This is a genomic window from Streptomyces sp., from assembly GCF_035645055.1.
Taxonomy (GTDB): domain Bacteria; phylum Actinomycetota; class Actinomycetes; order Streptomycetales; family Streptomycetaceae; genus Streptomyces.
In genome coordinates this window covers 18,496-35,800 of the sequence record NZ_DASQNH010000050.1, presented here as the reverse complement: position 1 = coordinate 35,800, position 17,305 = coordinate 18,496, and the positions used below count along the sequence as shown (strand labels likewise).

14 protein-coding genes and 1 pseudogene are annotated in these 17,305 nt (G+C 70.8%); 9 read left to right on the top strand and 6 right to left on the bottom strand.

The window, feature by feature from the left end:
• Positions 1-150: 150 nt before the first annotated feature.
• Both VE614_RS16525 and VE614_RS16520 read left to right on the top strand, forming a co-directional pair.
• A complete protein-coding gene (locus VE614_RS16525; protein WP_324937163.1) occupies positions 151-390 on the top strand; it encodes a heavy-metal-associated domain-containing protein in 240 nt (79 codons plus the stop codon).
• A gap of 80 nt (positions 391-470) precedes the next feature.
• On the top strand, positions 471-2,774 hold the full coding sequence (locus VE614_RS16520; protein WP_414719580.1) for a heavy metal translocating P-type ATPase: 2,304 nt from the start codon (positions 471-473) through the stop codon (positions 2,772-2,774).
• 603 nt (positions 2,775-3,377) lie between these two features.
• Here VE614_RS16520 and VE614_RS16515 read toward each other — a convergent pair.
• The 4 genes from VE614_RS16515 to VE614_RS16500 form a co-directional block, all read right to left on the bottom strand.
• The gene (locus tag VE614_RS16515) at positions 3,378-4,667 is read right to left on the bottom strand and encodes a citrate synthase (protein WP_324937161.1); all 1,290 of its coding nucleotides are present in this window, start codon (positions 4,665-4,667) and stop codon (positions 3,378-3,380) included.
• 243 nt (positions 4,668-4,910) lie between these two features.
• Positions 4,911-7,184 (bottom strand): ATP-dependent RecD-like DNA helicase, encoded by a 2,274-nt coding sequence (locus VE614_RS16510; RefSeq protein WP_324937159.1) that lies wholly within the window; start codon positions 7,182-7,184, stop codon positions 4,911-4,913.
• Between the two features lie 39 nt (positions 7,185-7,223).
• Positions 7,224-7,418 (bottom strand): DUF397 domain-containing protein, encoded by a 195-nt coding sequence (locus VE614_RS16505; RefSeq protein ID WP_324937157.1) that lies wholly within the window; start codon positions 7,416-7,418, stop codon positions 7,224-7,226.
• Positions 7,419-7,422: 4 nt separating this feature from the next.
• Complete coding sequence (locus tag VE614_RS16500; RefSeq protein ID WP_324937155.1) at positions 7,423-8,274, bottom strand: helix-turn-helix transcriptional regulator; 852 nt, start codon at positions 8,272-8,274, stop codon at positions 7,423-7,425.
• A gap of 220 nt (positions 8,275-8,494) precedes the next feature.
• Here VE614_RS16500 and VE614_RS16495 point away from each other — a divergent pair, with 220 nt between their 5' ends.
• Positions 8,495-8,905 (top strand): ATP-binding protein, encoded by a 411-nt coding sequence (locus VE614_RS16495; protein WP_324937153.1) that lies wholly within the window; start codon positions 8,495-8,497, stop codon positions 8,903-8,905.
• A pseudogene (locus tag VE614_RS16490) lies at positions 8,905-9,626 on the top strand (hypothetical protein). The gene VE614_RS16495 and the pseudogene VE614_RS16490 overlap by 1 nt, the downstream one beginning before the upstream one ends.
• 263 nt (positions 9,627-9,889) lie before the next feature.
• Here the strand turns inward: VE614_RS16490 and VE614_RS16485 are convergent.
• Positions 9,890-10,255: a hypothetical protein gene (locus VE614_RS16485; protein WP_324937151.1), complete on the bottom strand. Its 366-nt coding sequence runs from the start codon at positions 10,253-10,255 to the stop codon at positions 9,890-9,892.
• Positions 10,256-10,484: 229 nt separating this feature from the next.
• On the opposite strand from VE614_RS16485, the gene VE614_RS16480 reads away from it, so the two are divergent.
• The 5 genes from VE614_RS16480 to rbsD all read left to right on the top strand — a co-directional run bounded on the left by VE614_RS16480 (position 10,485) and on the right by rbsD (position 16,379).
• Complete coding sequence (locus VE614_RS16480) at positions 10,485-11,501, top strand: LacI family DNA-binding transcriptional regulator (RefSeq protein WP_324937150.1); 1,017 nt, start codon at positions 10,485-10,487, stop codon at positions 11,499-11,501.
• The gene (locus VE614_RS16475) at positions 11,498-13,024 is read left to right on the top strand and encodes a sugar ABC transporter ATP-binding protein (protein WP_324937148.1); all 1,527 of its coding nucleotides are present in this window, start codon (positions 11,498-11,500) and stop codon (positions 13,022-13,024) included. Before VE614_RS16480 ends, VE614_RS16475 begins: the two co-directional genes overlap by 4 nt.
• The gene (locus VE614_RS16470; protein ID WP_324937146.1) at positions 13,014-14,954 is read left to right on the top strand and encodes a substrate-binding domain-containing protein; all 1,941 of its coding nucleotides are present in this window, start codon (positions 13,014-13,016) and stop codon (positions 14,952-14,954) included. The genes VE614_RS16475 and VE614_RS16470 overlap by 11 nt, the downstream gene beginning before the upstream one ends.
• Before the next feature lie 136 nt (positions 14,955-15,090).
• Complete coding sequence (locus VE614_RS16465) at positions 15,091-15,993, top strand: ribokinase (RefSeq protein WP_324937144.1); 903 nt, start codon at positions 15,091-15,093, stop codon at positions 15,991-15,993.
• Positions 15,990-16,379: a D-ribose pyranase gene (gene rbsD, locus VE614_RS16460; RefSeq protein ID WP_324937142.1), complete on the top strand. Its 390-nt coding sequence runs from the start codon at positions 15,990-15,992 to the stop codon at positions 16,377-16,379. The genes VE614_RS16465 and rbsD overlap by 4 nt, the downstream gene beginning before the upstream one ends.
• A gap of 169 nt (positions 16,380-16,548) precedes the next feature.
• Here rbsD and VE614_RS16455 read toward each other — a convergent pair whose 3' ends face one another.
• Positions 16,549-17,283 carry an MOSC domain-containing protein gene (locus tag VE614_RS16455; RefSeq protein ID WP_324937139.1) on the bottom strand — a complete coding sequence of 245 codons (735 nt, stop codon included), beginning with the start codon at positions 17,281-17,283 and terminating at the stop codon, positions 16,549-16,551.
• Positions 17,284-17,305 lie beyond the last annotated feature (22 nt).

Below are 17,305 nucleotides of genomic sequence, written 5' to 3'. Positions count from 1 at the left end.
CTTCCGCGGCGCTCCGCTCCGACGTGGGGAACGGTATCCGCCCGGCCGACGCCGACCCATTTGGCTTCATACCCCCTAGGGGTATACAGTGAGGGAAGTGAGCCCCCGTGGGCCACCGCAACCCCATACGCCTCGACGAGGAGTAACGACATGAGCGCCCAGACCGACACCCAGGGTTCCGTCACCACCGTCTACAAGGTGACCGGGATGAGCTGCGGCCACTGCGAGGGCTCCGTCTCCGCCGAACTCACCCAGCTTCCCGGCGTGACGTCCGTGCGGGCCGTCGCCGCCACCGGCGAGGTCACCGTCGTCTCCGAGGCGCCGCTGGACGAGGAAGCCGTGCGCGCCGCCGTCGACGAGGCCGGTTACGAGCTGGCCGGCCGCGCCTGACCCACCCGCCCTCGACACCGGGCCGTACCGACCGAGCACACTGGTCGGGTACGGTCCGGTCCGTCGTCTGGAGCCCGGACATGACCACCACAGACACCCCCACGGACACCCCCGCGGACACTCCCATGGACGCACCGCCGACGTCCCAGGTCGAGCTGCTGATCGGCGGCATGACCTGCGCCGCCTGCGCCGCCCGCGTCGAGAAGAAGCTCAACCGCATGGACGGGGTCACCGCCACGGTGAACTTCGCGACGGAGAAGGCCAGGGTCACCTACCCCGCCGGGACCGAGGTCGCCGACCTGATCGCCACCGTCGTGAAGACCGGCTACACCGCGGAGGAACCCGCGCCCCCCGCCCCGGACCCCGAGGACATGGGGCCGGACGGCCCGGCGGCGGACCCGGAGCTGTCGGCGCTGCGGCAGCGGCTCGTCGTCTCCGCGCTGCTCGCCGTGCCCGTCGTGCTGCTCGCGATGATCCCCGCCCTCCAGTTCGACAACTGGCAGTGGCTCTCGCTGACCCTCGCCGCGCCCGCCGTCGTCTGGGGCGGCCTGCCCTTCCACAAGGCCGCCTGGACCAACGCCCGGCACGCCGCCTCCACCATGGACACCCTCGTCTCGGTCGGCACCCTCGCCGCGTTCGGCTGGTCCCTGTGGGCGCTGTTCCTCGGCGACGCGGGCATGCCCGGCATGCGGCACGGCTTCGACCTCACCGTCTCCCGCACCGACGGCACCGCCACGATCTATCTGGAGGTCGCCGCGGGGGTCACCGCGTTCCTGCTCCTCGGCCGCTACCTGGAGGCCCGCGCCAAGCGCCGCGCCGGGGCCGCGCTGCGGGCCCTGATGGAGCTGGGCGCGAAGGACGTGGCGGTGCTGCGCGGGGGACGCGAGGTGCGCATCCCGGTCGGGCGGCTGGCGGTGGGTGACCGGTTCGTCGTCCGGCCCGGCGAGAAGATCGCCACCGACGGCACCGTGGTCGAGGGCACCTCCGCCGTGGACGCCTCCATGCTGACCGGCGAGTCCGTGCCGGTGGACGTGACCGTCGGGGACGCCGTCACCGGCGCCACCGTGAACGCCGCCGGCCGCCTGGTCGTCGAGGCCACCCGGATCGGCGCCGACACCCGGCTCGCCCGGATGGCCAAGCTGGTCGAGGACGCGCAGAACGGCAAGGCCGAGGTGCAGCGGCTCGCCGACCGGGTCGCCGCGGTCTTCGTGCCCGTGGTGCTGCTGATCGCCGCCGCCACCTTCGGCGGCTGGCTCGGCGCCACCGGGGACACGGTCGCCGCGTTCACCGCCGCCGTGGCCGTGCTGATCATCGCCTGCCCCTGCGCGCTCGGCCTGGCCACGCCCACCGCGCTGCTGGTGGGCACCGGGCGCGGCGCCCAGCTCGGCATCCTCATCAAGGGCCCCGAGGTGCTGGAGGCCACCCGCCGCGTCGACACCGTCGTCCTGGACAAGACCGGCACCGTGACCACCGGCCGGATGACCCTCCAGGAAGTCCATGTCGCCGAGGGCGCCGACGAGAAGCAGGTACTGCGGCTCGCGGGCGCCCTGGAGCACGCCTCCGAGCACCCCGTCGCCCGCGCGGTGGCCGCGGGCGCCGCCGAGCGGGCCGGGGAGCTGCCGGTGGCCGAGGGGTTCGAGAACGTGCCGGGGAGGGGCGTACGCGGGCGCGTGGAGGGCCATGAGGTGACGGTGGGGCGGCTCTTCGACGGAGCCCTGCCCCCGGAGCTGGCGGACGCCCGTGAGCGGGCCGAGAGCGCCGGCCGGACGGCCGTCGTGGTCGGCTGGGACGGGGCCGCGCACGGGGTGCTCGCGGTCGCCGACGCGGTGAAGGAGACCAGCGCCGAAGCGGTGCGCGAGCTGCGCGCCCTGGGGCTCCGGCCGGTGCTGCTGACCGGTGACAACCGGAGGGTCGCCGAGGCCGTGGCCGGGGAGGTCGGCATCGACGAGGTGATCGCCGAGGTGCTGCCCGAGGAGAAGGTGGCGGTCGTCAGGCGGCTCCAGGACGAGGGCCGTACGGTCGCGATGGTCGGCGACGGCGTCAACGACGCCGCCGCGCTCGCCACCGCCGATCTGGGGCTCGCGCTGGGGACCGGGACGGACGCGGCGATCGAGGCGGGCGATCTGACGCTGGTCCGCGGGGATCTGCGGGTCGCGGCGGACGCGATCCGGCTCTCCCGGCGCACCCTCGCCACCATCAAGGGCAATCTCGTCTGGGCGTTCGGCTACAACGTGGCCGCGTTGCCGCTGGCCGCGGCGGGGCTGCTGAATCCGATGATCGCGGGCGCGGCGATGGCCTTCTCCTCGGTCTTCGTGGTCACGAACAGCTTGCGGCTGCGGACCTTCCGCGAGACCCCTCTTCAATCCGGCGCAAGCCTCACATAAGCTCTTCACAAGGCTCGCGCATCATCCTTACGCTTGAGCCCCGTTCGACGTATCGGCCTCTTACGCATCTAACAGGACATATGCAAGAGACGCAGATCACAGTGATGTGAACGTAACCATCGAAGGGATTCGAAGGTCTAAGTTGGCGATGTCAGAAGGCGTCTTGGGGGGCGCCGGCTGGCGTCTGGGGATGTCTTGGGGGACTTCCCCGGGTGGGGGTACCTCCGTGCTCGAACGCAGTTGAGAGCTTGGGGGAGCGTTGCCGGGGCACGTACACCGGGAAGCTTTGAGCGGCCATCCCAGCGTGCGCTGTCCCGGCAGACCGCAGCCGACGGCATCACAAGGCGAAGAGGTACGACCCGAGCACGGTGAGTTTTGCTCATTGTGCTCACACAGCGATTCAGGCGCTGTCTCACAGGCGCCCGGCCGGATCCCGTGGGGGGAATCCGCACCGGGACATGGGAAGGCGCCCTGGTCGTCGGCCCGTGGGGGGACCGACGCACCAGGGCGCCTTTCGCTATGCGCGCGTCACGCCGTGCGCGGGGGTGGTACGCACGGGGCAGGGGCGCCGAGATCCGCTCAGCGCCCCTCGGAAGTGGCGGTTCAGCGCGCCTCGACCGGGACGAAGTCGCGCTCGACCACGCCGGTGTAGATCTGGCGCGGGCGGCCGATACGGGAACCCGGCTCCTTGATCATTTCGTGCCACTGGGCGATCCAGCCCGGCAGCCGGCCGAGGGCGAACAGGACCGTGAACATCTCGGTCGGGAAGCCCATGGCCCGGTAGATCAGGCCGGTGTAGAAGTCGACGTTCGGGTAGAGGTTGCGCGAGACGAAGTAGTCGTCGGCGAGCGCGTGCTCCTCCAGCTTGAGCGCGATGTCCAGCAGCTCGTCGGACTTGCCGAGCGCGGACAGCACGTCGTGCGCGGCGGCCTTGATGATCTTGGCGCGCGGGTCGAAGTTCTTGTAGACCCGGTGGCCGAAGCCCATCAGGCGGACGCCGTCCTCCTTGTTCTTCACCTTGCGGATGAAGGAGTCGACGTCGCCGCCGGCGTCGCGGATGCCCTCCAGCATCTCCAGCACCGACTGGTTGGCGCCGCCGTGCAGCGGGCCCCACAGCGCGTTGATGCCGGCCGAGATCGACGCGAACATGTTCGCCTGGGACGAGCCGACCAGGCGGACCGTCGAGGTCGAACAGTTCTGCTCGTGGTCGGCGTGCAGGATCAGGAGCTTGTCGAGCGCCGAGACCACGATCGGGTCCAGGTCGTACTCCTGCGCCGGCACCGAGAAGGTCATGCGCAGGAAGTTCTCGACATAGCCGAGGTCGTTGCGCGGGTAGACGAACGGGTGGCCGACCGACTTCTTGTACGCGTACGCCGCGATCGTCGGGAGCTTGGCCAGCAGACGGATCGTGGAGAGGTTGCGCTGCTGCTCGTCGAACGGGTTGTGGCTGTCCTGGTAGAACGTGGACAGCGCGGAGACCACCGAGGACAGCATCGCCATCGGGTGCGCGTCCCGCGGGAAGCCCCGGTAGAAGTTCTTGACGTCCTCGTGCAGCAGGGTGTGCCGGGTGATCTCGTCCTTGAAGGCGGACAGCTCGTCGACGGTCGGCAGCTCACCGTTGATCAGCAGGTAGGCGACCTCCAGGAAGGTGGAGCGCTCGGCCAGCTGCTCGATCGGGTAGCCGCGGTACCGGAGGATGCCCTGCTCGCCGTCGAGGTAGGTGATGGCGGATTTATAGGCGGCGGTGTTGCCGTAGCCGCTGTCCAGGGTCACGAGACCGGTCTGGGCGCGGAGCTTGCCGATGTCGAAGCCCTTGTCCCCGACGGTGCTGTCGATCACCGGGTAGGTGTACTCGTTACCGTCGTACCGCAGTACTACAGAGTTGTCGCTCACGTCTTCCCTCACCGACGTAGTGCCTCATCTTCGAGGTGCCCTGACTGTCTCTACCATCCCCCATTTGGCTCAGGAGAGTGCACTCGGGGTCGACCATTGGGCTTATTGGCGGCACTCAGTGCCTCCAACTTGCTCATCCTGCCCCCTTGATCCCGCATCCGGAAGGGCTGTGTGACGTTTGCGACTCGTTTGATCGATCATTTTTCTGCCCGGCTCACGGACAGCGTCCCCGGATGCCCCATCTCACGCCGCCGACGGTCCGCCGGAGAGCCGGAAGTCGAGCGCCGTGCACCGCCGTCCGGCCGACACCGTGCGCACCGCCTGGCCGATCGCCTTGCGCGACCCGACGAGGACGACCAGCTTCTTCGCCCGGGTGACGGCCGTGTAGAGCAGATTGCGCTGGAGCATCATCCACGCGCCGGTGGTGACCGGGATCACCACGGCCGGGTACTCACTGCCCTGCGACCGGTGGATCGTGACCGCGTAGGCGTGCGCCAGTTCGTCCAGCTCGTCGAAGTCGTACGGCACCTCCTCGTCCTCGTCCGTCAGCACCGTCAGGCGCTGGTCGACCGGATCGAGCGAGGTGACCACGCCCACGGTGCCGTTGAAGACGCCGTTCTTCCCTTTGTCATAATTGTTACGGATCTGAGTGACCTTGTCGCCGACCCGGAAAACGCGTCCGCCGAACCGCTTCTCGGGCAGGTCCGGCCGGCCCGGGGTGATGGCCTGCTGGAGGAGCCCGTTGAGGGTGCCCGCCCCGGCCGGTCCCCGGTGCATCGGCGCCAGCACCTGCACGTCCCTGCGCGGATCGAGCCCGAACCTGGCCGGGATCCGGCGGGCCGCGACATCGACGGTGAGCCGCCCCGCCTCCTCCGTGTCGTCCTCGACGAAGAGGAAGAAGTCCTTCAGCCCCTCGGTGAGCGGATGCCGCCCCGCGTTGATCCGGTGCGCGTTGGTGACGACACCGGACTGCTGGGCCTGCCGGAAGACACGGGTGAGGCGCACGGCCGGGACCGGGCCGCCGTCGGCGAGCAGATCGCGCAGGACCTCGCCCGCGCCGACGCTGGGGAGCTGGTCCACGTCGCCGACGAAGAGGAGATGGGCGCCCGGCGGCACCGCCTTGACCAGCTTGTTGGCGAGGAGGAGATCGAGCATGGACGCCTCGTCGACGACGACCAGGTCCGCGTCCAGCGGGCGGTCCTTGTCGTAGGCCGCGTCACCGCCGGGCTTGAGTTCCAGCAGGCGGTGGACGGTGGACGCCTCGGCCCCCGTCAGCTCGGCGAGCCGCTTGGCGGCCCGGCCGGTCGGCGCGGCGAGGACCACCTTGGCCCGCTTGGCGCGGGCCAGCTCGACGATGGACCGCACGGTGAAGGACTTGCCGCAGCCGGGCCCTCCGGTGAGCACGGCGACCTTCTCCGTCAGTGCCAGCCTGACGGCCGCCTCCTGCTCGGGGGCCAGGTCGGCGCCGGTACGGCCCTTGAGCCAGTCCAGGGCCTTGCCCCAGTCGACGTCCCGGAAGCCCGGCATCCGGTCCTCGCCGGTGCGCAGGAGGCGCAGCAGCTGGGCGGAGAGGGAGAGTTCGGCGCGGTGGAAGGGGACGAGGTAGACGGCGGTGACGGGTTCGGCGGCGTCGCCGTCGGAGCCGGGCACCTTTTCCCGTACGACCCCGGGGTCACCGCCGTCCTCGGGCGGTGTCGCCAGCTCGGCGAGGCACTCGATGACGAGCCCGGTGTCGACCTGGAGGAGCTTGACGGCGTCGGCGATGAGCCGCTCCTCGGGGAGATAGCAGTGCCCCTGGTCGGCGGACTGGGAGAGCGCGTACTGAAGCCCCGCCTTGACCCGGTCCGGGCTGTCGTGCGGAATCCCGACCGACCGGGCGATCTTGTCGGCGGTGAGGAAGCCGATGCCCCAGACGTCGGCCGCGAGGCGGTACGGCTGGTTCTTGACGACGGAGATGGACGCGTCCCCGTACTTCTTGTAGATCCGCACGGCGATCGAGGTGGAGACCTCGACGGTCTGGAGGAACAGCATCACCTCCTTGATCGCCTTCTGTTCCTCCCAGGCGTCGGCGATCTTCTTCGTCCGCTTCGGCCCGAGCCCGGGCACCTCGATGAGCCGCTCGGGCTCCTCCTCGATGATCTTCAGGGTGTCGAGCCCGAAGTGCTGGGTGATGCGGTCCGCGAAGACCGGGCCGATGCCCTTGACCAGGCCGGAACCGAGATAACGGCGAATGCCCTGGACCGTGGCCGGCAGCACGGTGGTGTAGTTCTCCACGTGGAACTGCTTGCCGTACTGGGGGTGGGACCCCCAGCGCCCCTCCATGCGGAGAGATTCGCCGACCTGCGCACCGAGCAGCGCACCGACGACGGTCAGCAGGTCTCCGCCGCCTCTGCCCGTGTCGACCCGGGCGACCGTGTAGCCGTTCTCCTCGTTGGCGTACGTGATGCGTTCCAGGACGCCTTCGAGGACGGCCAGGCGCCGTTCGCCGGTCTGCGAGGTCCCCGACTGGTTGGTCATGATCCGACGGTACCGGTGGGGTGTGACAGCGGGGGTGGGTCAGGCCTGGGGAGGCACTTTGAGGGCTTGGAGAAAGGTGGAGAAGGTTTCCGCGGCGAAGGTGAGGTGGGGGCTGGTGGGGGTTTTGGAGTCGCGGATGGATATGTGGGTGGGGCGGTGGGCGATCTCGACGCAGGCATCGCCCTGTCCACCACCGGAGTAGGACGACTTTCGCCAGATGTCGGGGGTCGTCATGTCCTCATAGCTCCTTCGCCAGCTTGTGGATGAAGTCACGCGAGCGGCTGGGCTCAAGTGACACCGCCTTCACCCTACGGAAAAGGGTTCGATAGCGATCCAATTGGGATTCCGCATCGATGAACACAGGACCGTTGAGACCGTCGCGCACCACCGTGTCCAACCGAGGCACCGGGCCGCCCGCGTACACCATCGCGCTACCGGCTCCGCCGAAGCCGTCGAGGTCGAAGGGAACGACGCGCACGGTGATGTGCGAGGCCTCGCACAGCTCCAGGACCTGAGTCAGCTGAGCCCGCGCTGCCGTACGGTCACCGACCCTGATACGCAGTGCCGCTTCGTGGATCACAGCCTCGTAGGGAATCGGGTCGGGGCGCTCGATCACGACCTTCCGCCTCATCCGGTGTTCCACCCAGCGCTCCACCTCCTCTTCCGGGAACTCGGGATTCACATAGGAGAAGAGCGCCCGGGCATAGTCCTCTGTCTGCAGAAGGCCCGGCACGTGCAGGAAGTCCACATCCCATCGGTAGCTCGCATGGTGCTCCAGCTCGGGAAGGTCCAGGAAGGGCATCGGCAGGAGACCCCGATACTCCTCCCACCAGCCGGTGGTCCGATCACGCGCCATGCCTACGAGGGCATCGACGAACTCCAGATCGGGGCAGGAGTAGTTGGCCGCGAGGCGGCGCAGCCGTTTCTCGCTCACACCCGTGAGGCCGGCCTCGATCTGGCTTATCTGCGGAGCGCTGACCCCGAGCAGGGTCGCCGCCTCGCGGGCGGTGAGGCCTGCCGCCTCGCGGAGCCTGCGCAGTTCCACCGCAAGGCGCATCTGTCGCGCCGTCGGCTCGCTCCTCAGTGCCATCGCCTGCTTCTCCCAACAGCCTGACAAGGCCGACTCGTTCGGGGTTCAGGGTACGCGATCGACTTGCGGAACTTAAACAATTAGGTCTACCGTCGGTGACACGACACTCACTGAGTGAAACCGGGCTCCGGAAGCGCACCGCTCCGTCCTGCCATGACGGCTGCGGCAACGACACCACTCGCCCCCGCATGACTCCCCACTGACCAACCGGAGTTGACGCATGCCCGAAAACGAACCATGGGAGTACTCCCTCTATATCCCGAACGACGTCCGCGCCGTCACCGTCTGCCGACGCACCCTCCGCCTGATCCTGACCATGCACGGACTCATCGGCCGCGCTGACGTCGCCGAGCTGCTGGCCACCGAGCTGGTCTCCAACGCCGTACGGCACACCAAAGGGCCGGCCGCGCTACGGGTGCGCTGGGCGCCGCCGGGGACGCTGCGGATCGGGGCCTGGGACGCGGACCCCGAACCGCCCGAGCCGCCCATGACCCTCGACCAGGTGACGGAGTTGGAGGGAGGGCGAGGGCTCTCGTTGGTGCGGGCCTGCTCCGACCTGTGGGGGTGGCAGCCGTTGTCCAGATTCGGCAACCGGGGGAAGTACGTGTGGTGTGAGCTGGAGGCCTCCTGATGGTCGGCTCGTCGCATGAGGCGCTGCACGTGCCGTTCCCCGAGCCTCGGGAGATCGCGGCGCTGAACGTCGATCTGACGGAGATCGAACCGGTGGAACGCCGGGTGGACACGCTGCTGCGGGCGGAGACGGACGAGGGGACGTACCTCCTCGTGGTCGAGTCGCAGGGGAAGGTGAACGACCGCGAGCGGGGCAGCCGGCCCTGAACTCACTCACGGCACGGCCGCTCGTGCTGGGCCCGGACAACGTGCCCGTGATCGCGGACGAGCGGCAGGCCGAGAGGGACGCACCCCTCGCGGTGCTCTCGGCCATGACACACGGGCGTGGCCCGCAAGCCCCGGCCATACTGGAATCCCTGGCATCCGCCCTGCGGACCATCGACTCCGACAGTGCCGCGGTCTTCGTGCAGTTCGTCGACTCATGCCTGGCCGACCCCCGGGCGAAGCAGATGTGGAGGGACCTGATGGCGGCGATCCAGTACTTCTGGCGACACCCGCTGGCCGAGCAGGTGCGCGAGGAGGGGCGGGAAGAAGGGCGGGAAGAGGGCCGTATCGAGGATCGGCGGCAGATGGTGCTCCGCATCCTGGAGTGGCGCGGGGTCTCGGTGCCCGACGACATCCGGCAGCGCGTCGACACCTGCACCGACCTCGACCAGTTGGAGCTCTGGGCCCAGCGAGCCGTGCATGCCGCGGACGCGGCGGAGTTGTTCGCAACGGAGTGAGCCTGTGACCGTGGGGTTGACTACGTCCCGCGCACCGCACGCACGGCTGACTGGAAGATCTGGGCCAGCCACACGGCCAGCACAGTGCGTCACCAGCCCCCGCCCCGAAGCCTCCCCTCCGCCCGCTGCCCAAAGGTTCCGATCACCCCCAGCGAGGAACCCGCCCACCGGCCACAAGCCGCTGAGCCGACCCGGGTCGCGGAAGCACGACACCGGCCGAGAAGCGGGCGGCCCCCACGGCAACCTCTGAAGCCACCTGCGGTTCAGCCGGCCTGCGACACCACGTGGTTGATGACCTTCTCGAACTCCTCCGTGGGGGAGAACTCCACCAGTTCGCAGTCCTCCTCGACGACCGGGACGTGGCCCGGCGACCAGTAGTACGCCTGGCCCGCTTCGTAGGTCTCCTCGCCCCCGGCCGTGCGCATCCGGATGCGGCCCTTCAGGACGTAGCCCCAGTGCGGGCACTGGCAGGCGTCGTCGGGCATGCCCTTCAGGGCCGGGCCCATGTCCGTGCCCCGGGGGAGGGTGAGGTAGCCGATGGACATGCCGCCTCCGAGCGGCTTCATGCGCAGTTCCAGCCCGTCGCCTTCGAGTGCGACGGGGACGTCGTTCCGGGTCGCGGACGTCATGGCTCCTCCGGTTCCGGTCCGAGCGGACCTCGACGACTCCCCTGCTTCCAGCCTGATCCCGGTGTGCCCGGCCCGCGACCCCGGCGCCGCTCATCTGAGCGCCGTACATCACGATCCTGTCTCGGCCTCCCGTCGAGGGCTTGATTAACCCCCGTGTAATCGATTCCAATCCTCCGTGCAGGTCGATGTAATCGATTCCATGAGCTTTCCACGAGGAGGTGGACAGGCGATGGCGAGCATCAAGGACGTCGCCGCCGAGGCCGGCGTCTCCGTCGCCACGGTCTCGCGGGTGCTGAACGAGCACCCGTCCGTGAGCCCCGAGGCACGCGCGCGCGTGCTGGCCGCCGTCGAGGCGCTGGGGTACCGGCCGAACGCCGTCGCCAGGTCGCTGCGCACCGACCAGACCCGCACCCTCGGGCTGGTCATCAGTGACGTGCTGAATCCTTACTTCACCGAGCTGGCCCGGTCCGTGGAGGAAGAGGCCCGCGCCCTCGGGTACAGCGTCATCATCGGCAACGCCGACGAGCGGCCCGACCTCCAGGACCATCACGTACGGACGTTGCTGGACCGCCGTATCGACGGGCTGCTCGTGTCCCCCACCGACGGTGGCTCGCCGCTGATGCTGGACGCCGCGCGGGCCGGTACGCCCATGGTGTTCGTCGACCGGTGGATTCCCGGTGTGGACGTGCCCGTCGTGCGCGCCGACGGTCGCGCCGCCGTGCGGGATCTCGTCGCGCATCTGCACGGGCTGGGGCACCGGCGGCTCGCCATCATCGCGGGGCCCGCGGCCACCACGACCGGCAGCGAGCGGGTGGACGCGTTTCGCGAGGCCCTCGCCGAGTACGGGCTGCCGCTGCCCGACGAGTACATCGGGCAGGGCGACTTCCAGGCCGAGAGCGGGCGGCGGGTCACCGAGGGCTTCCTCGATCTGCCCGAGCCGCCCGAGGTCGTGTTCGCCGCCGACAACCTGATGGCGCTCGGCGCGCTGGACGCGGTTCGCGCGCGCGGGCTGCGCGTTCCCGACGACATCGCGCTCGCCGCGTTCGACGACATCCCGTGGTTCGTGCACACCGATCCGCCGGTCACCGCGATCGCCCAGCCGACGGGCCAGCTGGGCCGGGCCGCCGTACGCGCCCTGGTGGACCGAATCGAGGGGCGGCCCCCGCAGTCCGTCACCCTCCCCGCCCGACTCGTCGTACGCCGCTCGTGCGGCGAGTCCCCCGCTGAGAACAGGAGCCGGTCGTGAGCGATGACCCGCACGAGTTGCTGCGTATCGAGGGCATCCGGAAGGCCTTCCCGGGCGTGGTCGCGCTGGACGGCGTCGACTTCGACCTGCGCCGGGGCGAGGTCCATGTGCTGCTCGGGGAGAACGGCGCCGGCAAGAGCACACTCATCAAGATGCTCTCCGGCGCCCACCGGCCGGACGCCGGGCGCGTCCTGGTCGGCGGCGAGGAGGTGCGCATCCACGGGGCGCAGGACGCCGAGCGGCTCGGGATCGCCACCATCTACCAGGAGTTCAACCTGGTTCCCGATCTCACCGTCGCCGAGAACATCTTCCTGGGTCGCCAGCCGCGCCGCCTCGGGATGATCGACCGGAAGCGGATGGAGGCGGAGGCCGCCGTCCTGCTGGAGCGCGTGGGCGTGAAGGTGTCCCCACGCGCGCGGGTGCGCGAACTCGGCATCGCACGGCTCCAGATGGTCGAGATCGCCAAGGCGCTCAGTCTGGACGCGCGCGTGCTCGTCATGGATGAGCCGACGGCTGTGCTGACCAGCGAAGAGGTCGAGAAGCTGTTCGCCATCGTGCGCACCCTGCGCGAGGACGGCGTCGGCATCGTCTTCATCACCCACCACCTGGAGGAGATCGCCGCTCTCGGGGATCGGGTGACCGTCATCCGTGACGGGCGCAGCGTCGGGCAGGTGCCTGCCTCCACGCCCGAGGACGAACTCGTCCGCCTCATGGTGGGACGGTCCATCGAGCAGCAGTACCCGCGCGCGCGTGCCGAGGCCGGGCCCGCGCTGCTGTCGGTCGAAGGGCTCACCCGGGACGGCGTCTTCCACGACGTCGGCTTCGAGGTGCGGGCCGGTGAGGTCGTCGGCATCGCGGGGCTGGTCGGCGCCGGGCGGACGGAGGTCGCGCGGGCCGTGTTCGGCGCCGACCCGTACGACAAGGGCACGGTGAAGGTGTCGGGCGCCGCGCTCAGGCGGCACGACGTGAACGCCGCGATGGCCGCCGGGATCGGGCTCGTGCCCGAGGACCGCAAGGGGCAGGGTCTGGTGCTGGACGCCTCCGTAGAGGAGAACCTGGGCCTGGTCACCCTGCGCGGGGCGACCCGAGCGGGGCTCGTCGACCTCAAGGGGCAGCGCGAGGCCGCCGCGCGCATCGCGCGGCAGCTGGGCGTGCGGATGGCGGGCCTCGGCCAGCAGGTGCGCACGCTGTCCGGCGGCAACCAGCAGAAGGTCGTCATCGGCAAGTGGCTGCTCGCCGACACCAAGGTGCTGATCCTCGACGAGCCGACGCGCGGCATCGACGTCGGCGCGAAGGTCGAGATCTATCAGCTGATCAACGAGCTGACGGCCGCGGGCGCCGCGGTCCTGATGATCTCCAGCGATCTGCCGGAGGTCCTCGGCATGAGCGACCGGGTCCTGGTCATGGCACAGGGCCGGATCGCCGGTGAACTGCCCGCCGAGCGGGCCACCCAGGACGCCGTCATGGCGCTCGCCGTCAGCACCCCCAGCAACACGGAAACGGAGGCCCCCCGTGGCCACTGACACGCTCAAGAGCACCTCGGGCGGCCCGGCCGGCCTGCGCCGCCTGCTGCTCGACAACGGCGCGCTCACCGCGCTGATCGTCCTCGTCGTCGCGCTGTCCGCGCTGTCCGGGGACTTCCTGACCACGGACAACCTGCTCAACATCGGCGTCCAGGCGGCCGTCACCGCGATCCTCGCCTTCGGCGTCACCTTCGTCATCGTCTCGGCGGGCATCGACCTGTCGGTCGGCTCGGTGGCGGCGCTGTCCGCGACGGTCCTCGCCTGGAGCGCGACCAGCGAGGGCGTGCCGGTGGCCCTGGCGGTGCTCCTCGCCGTCGCCACGGGCATCGGCTGCGGCCTGGTCAACGGCTTCCTGATCTCGTACGGCAAACTCCCGCCGTTCATCGCGACGCTGGCCATGCTGTCGGTGGCCCGCGGTCTGTCCCTGGTGATCTCGCAGGGCTCACCGATCGCCTTCCCGGAGTCCGTCTCGCACCTCGGTGACACGCTGGGCGGCTGGCTGCCGGTCCCGGTGCTGGTCATGGTGGTCATGGGCCTGCTGACGGCGTTCGTGCTGGGCCGCACGTACATCGGCCGCTCCATGTACGCGATCGGCGGCAACGAGGAGGCGGCGCGCCTCTCCGGCCTGCGGGTGAAGAAGCAGAAGCTGGCGATCTACGCGCTGTCCGGGCTGTTCGCGGCGGCGGCCGGCGTCGTCCTGGCCTCCCGGCTCTCCTCCGCGCAGCCGCAGGCCGCGCAGGGCTACGAGCTGGACGCCATCGCGGCGGTCGTCATCGGCGGCGCCTCGCTGGCGGGCGGCACCGGCAAGGCCTCCGGCACGCTGATCGGCGCGCTCATCCTGGCGGTGCTGCGCAACGGGCTCAACCTGCTCTCCGTCTCCGCCTTCTGGCAGCAGGTCGTCATCGGTGTCGTGATCGCGCTGGCGGTGCTGCTGGACACGGTGCGGCGCAAGGCGGGGGCGACCCCGGTGACCGCCGGGGGCGGCGGCGACAGGGGCAGGCAGGCGCTGACGTACGTCCTCGCGGCCGTGGTCGCCGCGGCGGTCGTCGGCGCCACCTCGCTGCTGCACGGTGGCTCGTCGGCGGCGAGGACGGAGAAGATCGGACTGTCCCTGTCCACGCTCAACAACCCGTTCTTCGTGCAGATCCGGGAGGGCGCGGAGGAGCGGGCGGAGAAGCTCGGCGTCGACCTGACCGTGACGGACGCCCAGAACGACGCCTCCCAGCAGGCCAACCAGCTGCAGAACTTCACCAGCGAGGGCGTCGGCTCGATCATCGTCAACCCGGTCGACTCGGACGCGGCGGGGCCCTCGGTCCGCGCCGCCAACGAGGCGGACATCCCCGTCGTGGGCGTCGACCGCGGCGTCAACAAGGCCGACACGGCCGCGCTGGTCGCCTCCGACAACGTCGAGGGCGGCAGGCTCGGCGCCCGCGCGCTCGCCGAGAAGCTGGGCGGCAAGGGCACCATCGTCATCCTCCAGGGCCAGGCGGGCACCTCCGCCAGCCGGGAGCGGGGCGCGGGCTTCGCCGCCGGGCTGAAGGAGTTCCCGGGCATCAGGGTCGTCGCCAAGCAGCCCGCGGACTTCGACCGCACCAAGGGCCTCGACGTGATGACGAACCTGCTCCAGGCGCACCCCGGCATCGACGGAGTCTTCGCCGAGAACGACGAGATGGCGCTCGGCGCGATCAAGGCGCTCGGCGCGAAGGCCGGGAAGTCCGTCCAGGTCGTCGGCTTCGACGGCACGCCGGACGGCCTGAAGGCGGTCGAGGCGGGCACGTTGTACGCCTCCGTCGCGCAGCAGCCGAAGGAGCTGGGCCGGATCGCGGTGGACAACGCGCTGCGGGCGGCCGACGGCGAGCAGACCGCGGAACTGGTGAAGGTGCCGGTCAAGGTGGTCACGAAGGAGAACGTGGCCGGCTTCGGCGGCTGAGACAGCTGCGGCTGCGGCTGCGGCTGCGGCTCAGACGACGTGCCCGCTTCGGCGGGCGGGACACGGCAGCGGGCGGGCGGGCGTCGTACGGTGGCGGCGACCGCCCGCCCCGATCCGCTACCAGGGGAGAGATGTGATGAACGACTACGACCTGCTGGTCGTGGGGTCGGCCAACGCCGATCTGGTGATCGGCGTGGACCGCCGGCCGGGCCCCGGCGAGACGGTGCTGGGCTCCGACCTGGCGGTCCACCCGGGCGGCAAGGGCGGCAACCAGGCCGTCGCGGCGGCCCGGCTCGGCGCGCGTACGGCGCTGCTGGCCCGGGTCGGCGACGACGCGCACGGCCGGCTGCTGCTGGATGCGCAGCGGGCCGCCGGGGTCGACACGGTGGGCGTGCTGGTCGGCGGCGCCCCGACCGGCGTCGCGCTGATCACCGTCGACCCGTCCGGCGACAACAGCATCGTGGTGTCGCCCGGCGCCAACGGACGGCTGACGCCCGACGACATCCGCGCGGCGGGCAGCCTCTTCCACGCCTCCCGGGTCGTCTCGGCGCAGCTGGAGATCCCGCTGGAGACGGTCGTGGAGGTCGTCCGGAACCTCTCCCCGGACAGCCGTTTCGTCCTCAACCCCTCCCCGCCGCGCCCGCTCCCCACGGAGGTGCTGGCCGCCTGCGATCCGCTGATCGTCAACGAGCACGAGGCGAAGGTACTGCTCGGCGAGGCGAAGGTGAGCGAGGAGCCCGAGGACTGGGCGCGGCTGCTGCTCGCCAAGGGGCCCCGGTCGGTGGTGGTGACGCTGGGCGCGGCGGGCGCGCTGGTGGCGTCGTCCGACGGGGTCGCCCGGGTGCCGTCCGTGCAGGTCGAGGCCGTGGACACCACCGGCGCGGGCGACGCGTTCACGGCGGCGCTGGCCTGGCGGCTGGGGGCCGGGGAGCCGCTCGCGGAGGCGGCGGCGTACGCGGCCCGCGTCGGCGCGGCGGCCGTCACCCGCGCGGGCGCGCAGGAGTCCTACCCGACCGCGGCGGAGGTCGCGGCGCTGTGAAGAAGGCCGGAATCCTCAACCGCCGGCTCGCCGGGGCACTGGCCGGACTCGGCCACGGCCACGGGGTGCTGGTGTGCGACGCCGGGATGCCGATACCGGACGGCCCGCACGTGGTCGACCTGGCCTTCCGGGCCGGGGTGCCGTCGTTCGGGGAAGTGCTGGAGGGCTTGCTGGACGAACTCGTCGTGGAGGGCGCGACGGCGGCGACCGAGATCCGGGACGCCAATCCGGCGGCGGCACGCCTGCTGGCGGACCGCTTTCCTCGGCTGACGCTGGTCCCGCACGAACGCCTGAAGGAACTGTCGGCGCAGGCCCGGCTGGTCGTCCGCACCGGGGAGGCACGGCCGTACGCGAACGTGCTGCTGCGGTGCGGGGTGTTCTTCTAGACGAGGCGTGCCGCAGATGCTTCGAGGGGCCCGGTCGCGACCGGGCCCCTCGGCTTCTCCCCCTCCGTCAGAACCCCGTGATCCCCCCGGATCCCCCTCCAGAAGTCCTGATGCCACATACGACCGGCGAGGTGGGCGAAGGGTTGCACGCGAGTGCCGAGATTCTTCCTCAGGCTCTCACCGGGTCCCCCTCGGCGATCCTTCCCGCCCGCACCACTTCCGCGTACACACCGGCGATGGGCTCTGGGTCCCTTCCGGGCCGGGCGGGGACGGCGTTGGCGCGGCGGATGACGCGCAGCGCCTCCGGGTCGCGGGGCAGGGCCCCGTGGACGAAGGTCGGGATGGCGCAGCGGGGTGTCCCGGCGGCCACCCGCAGCACCGCCTCGTCGCCGACGCGCACCTCGCGGCCGATCCAGTGGTTCTCGACGAACCCGTCGCCGCCGGTGTCGATCAGGAGGTTGGGCCGGTACCGCTCGGGCTCGGCGAGACCACGCGGGTTCTCGGCGGCCAGCCGCTTCAGCGTGGCCGTCGTGAGCAGGTGCACCGGCGCCCCCTCGAAGAGGGACGCGGGCACGGGTGTGGGGGCCAGGGTGACGGGCCTGCCGACGTGGCCGGAGAGGACGGCGTCGACGTCCGGGGCGGTGCTGTGCGTGCCGCCGCCGTCCGGCAGCGTGATCCGGGTGCCGCCCGCCTCGTCCAGGGCCGCGGCGCACCTGAGCACCGTCTGGTACAGCCGCGCCTGGATCGCGGTGACGAACTCCCCGCTCTCCGGGTCCAGCAACGCCAGCCGCCGATCCCCCGCCAAGCCGTGGGCGGTGAGATCGGCGGCGCGGAGGCGTTCGCCGAGCATGGCCTTGACGGGGTAACGCCAGAGTGCGGTGACCGTGCCCAGTTGTGCCGACATGCCTCCGAGCATCACACGGAGA

Excerpts from the sequence above, each read along its gene's own strand:
- VE614_RS16520 (WP_414719580.1), top strand. The coding sequence starts at position 471 with ATGACCACCACAGACACCCCCACGGACACCCCCGCGGACACTCCCATG.
- VE614_RS16510 (WP_324937159.1), bottom strand. The coding sequence starts at position 7,184 with ATGACCAACCAGTCGGGGACCTCGCAGACCGGCGAACGGCGCCTGGCC.
- VE614_RS16495 (WP_324937153.1), top strand. The coding sequence starts at position 8,495 with ATGCCCGAAAACGAACCATGGGAGTACTCCCTCTATATCCCGAACGAC.
- VE614_RS16480 (WP_324937150.1), top strand. The coding sequence starts at position 10,485 with ATGGCGAGCATCAAGGACGTCGCCGCCGAGGCCGGCGTCTCCGTCGCC.
- VE614_RS16525 (WP_324937163.1), top strand. The coding sequence starts at position 151 with ATGAGCGCCCAGACCGACACCCAGGGTTCCGTCACCACCGTCTACAAG.
- VE614_RS16485 (WP_324937151.1), bottom strand. The coding sequence starts at position 10,255 with ATGACGTCCGCGACCCGGAACGACGTCCCCGTCGCACTCGAAGGCGAC.
- VE614_RS16505 (WP_324937157.1), bottom strand. The coding sequence starts at position 7,418 with ATGACGACCCCCGACATCTGGCGAAAGTCGTCCTACTCCGGTGGTGGA.
- VE614_RS16500 (WP_324937155.1), bottom strand. The coding sequence starts at position 8,274 with ATGGCACTGAGGAGCGAGCCGACGGCGCGACAGATGCGCCTTGCGGTG.
- VE614_RS16465 (WP_324937144.1), top strand. The coding sequence starts at position 15,091 with ATGAACGACTACGACCTGCTGGTCGTGGGGTCGGCCAACGCCGATCTG.
- VE614_RS16455 (WP_324937139.1), bottom strand. The coding sequence starts at position 17,283 with ATGTCGGCACAACTGGGCACGGTCACCGCACTCTGGCGTTACCCCGTC.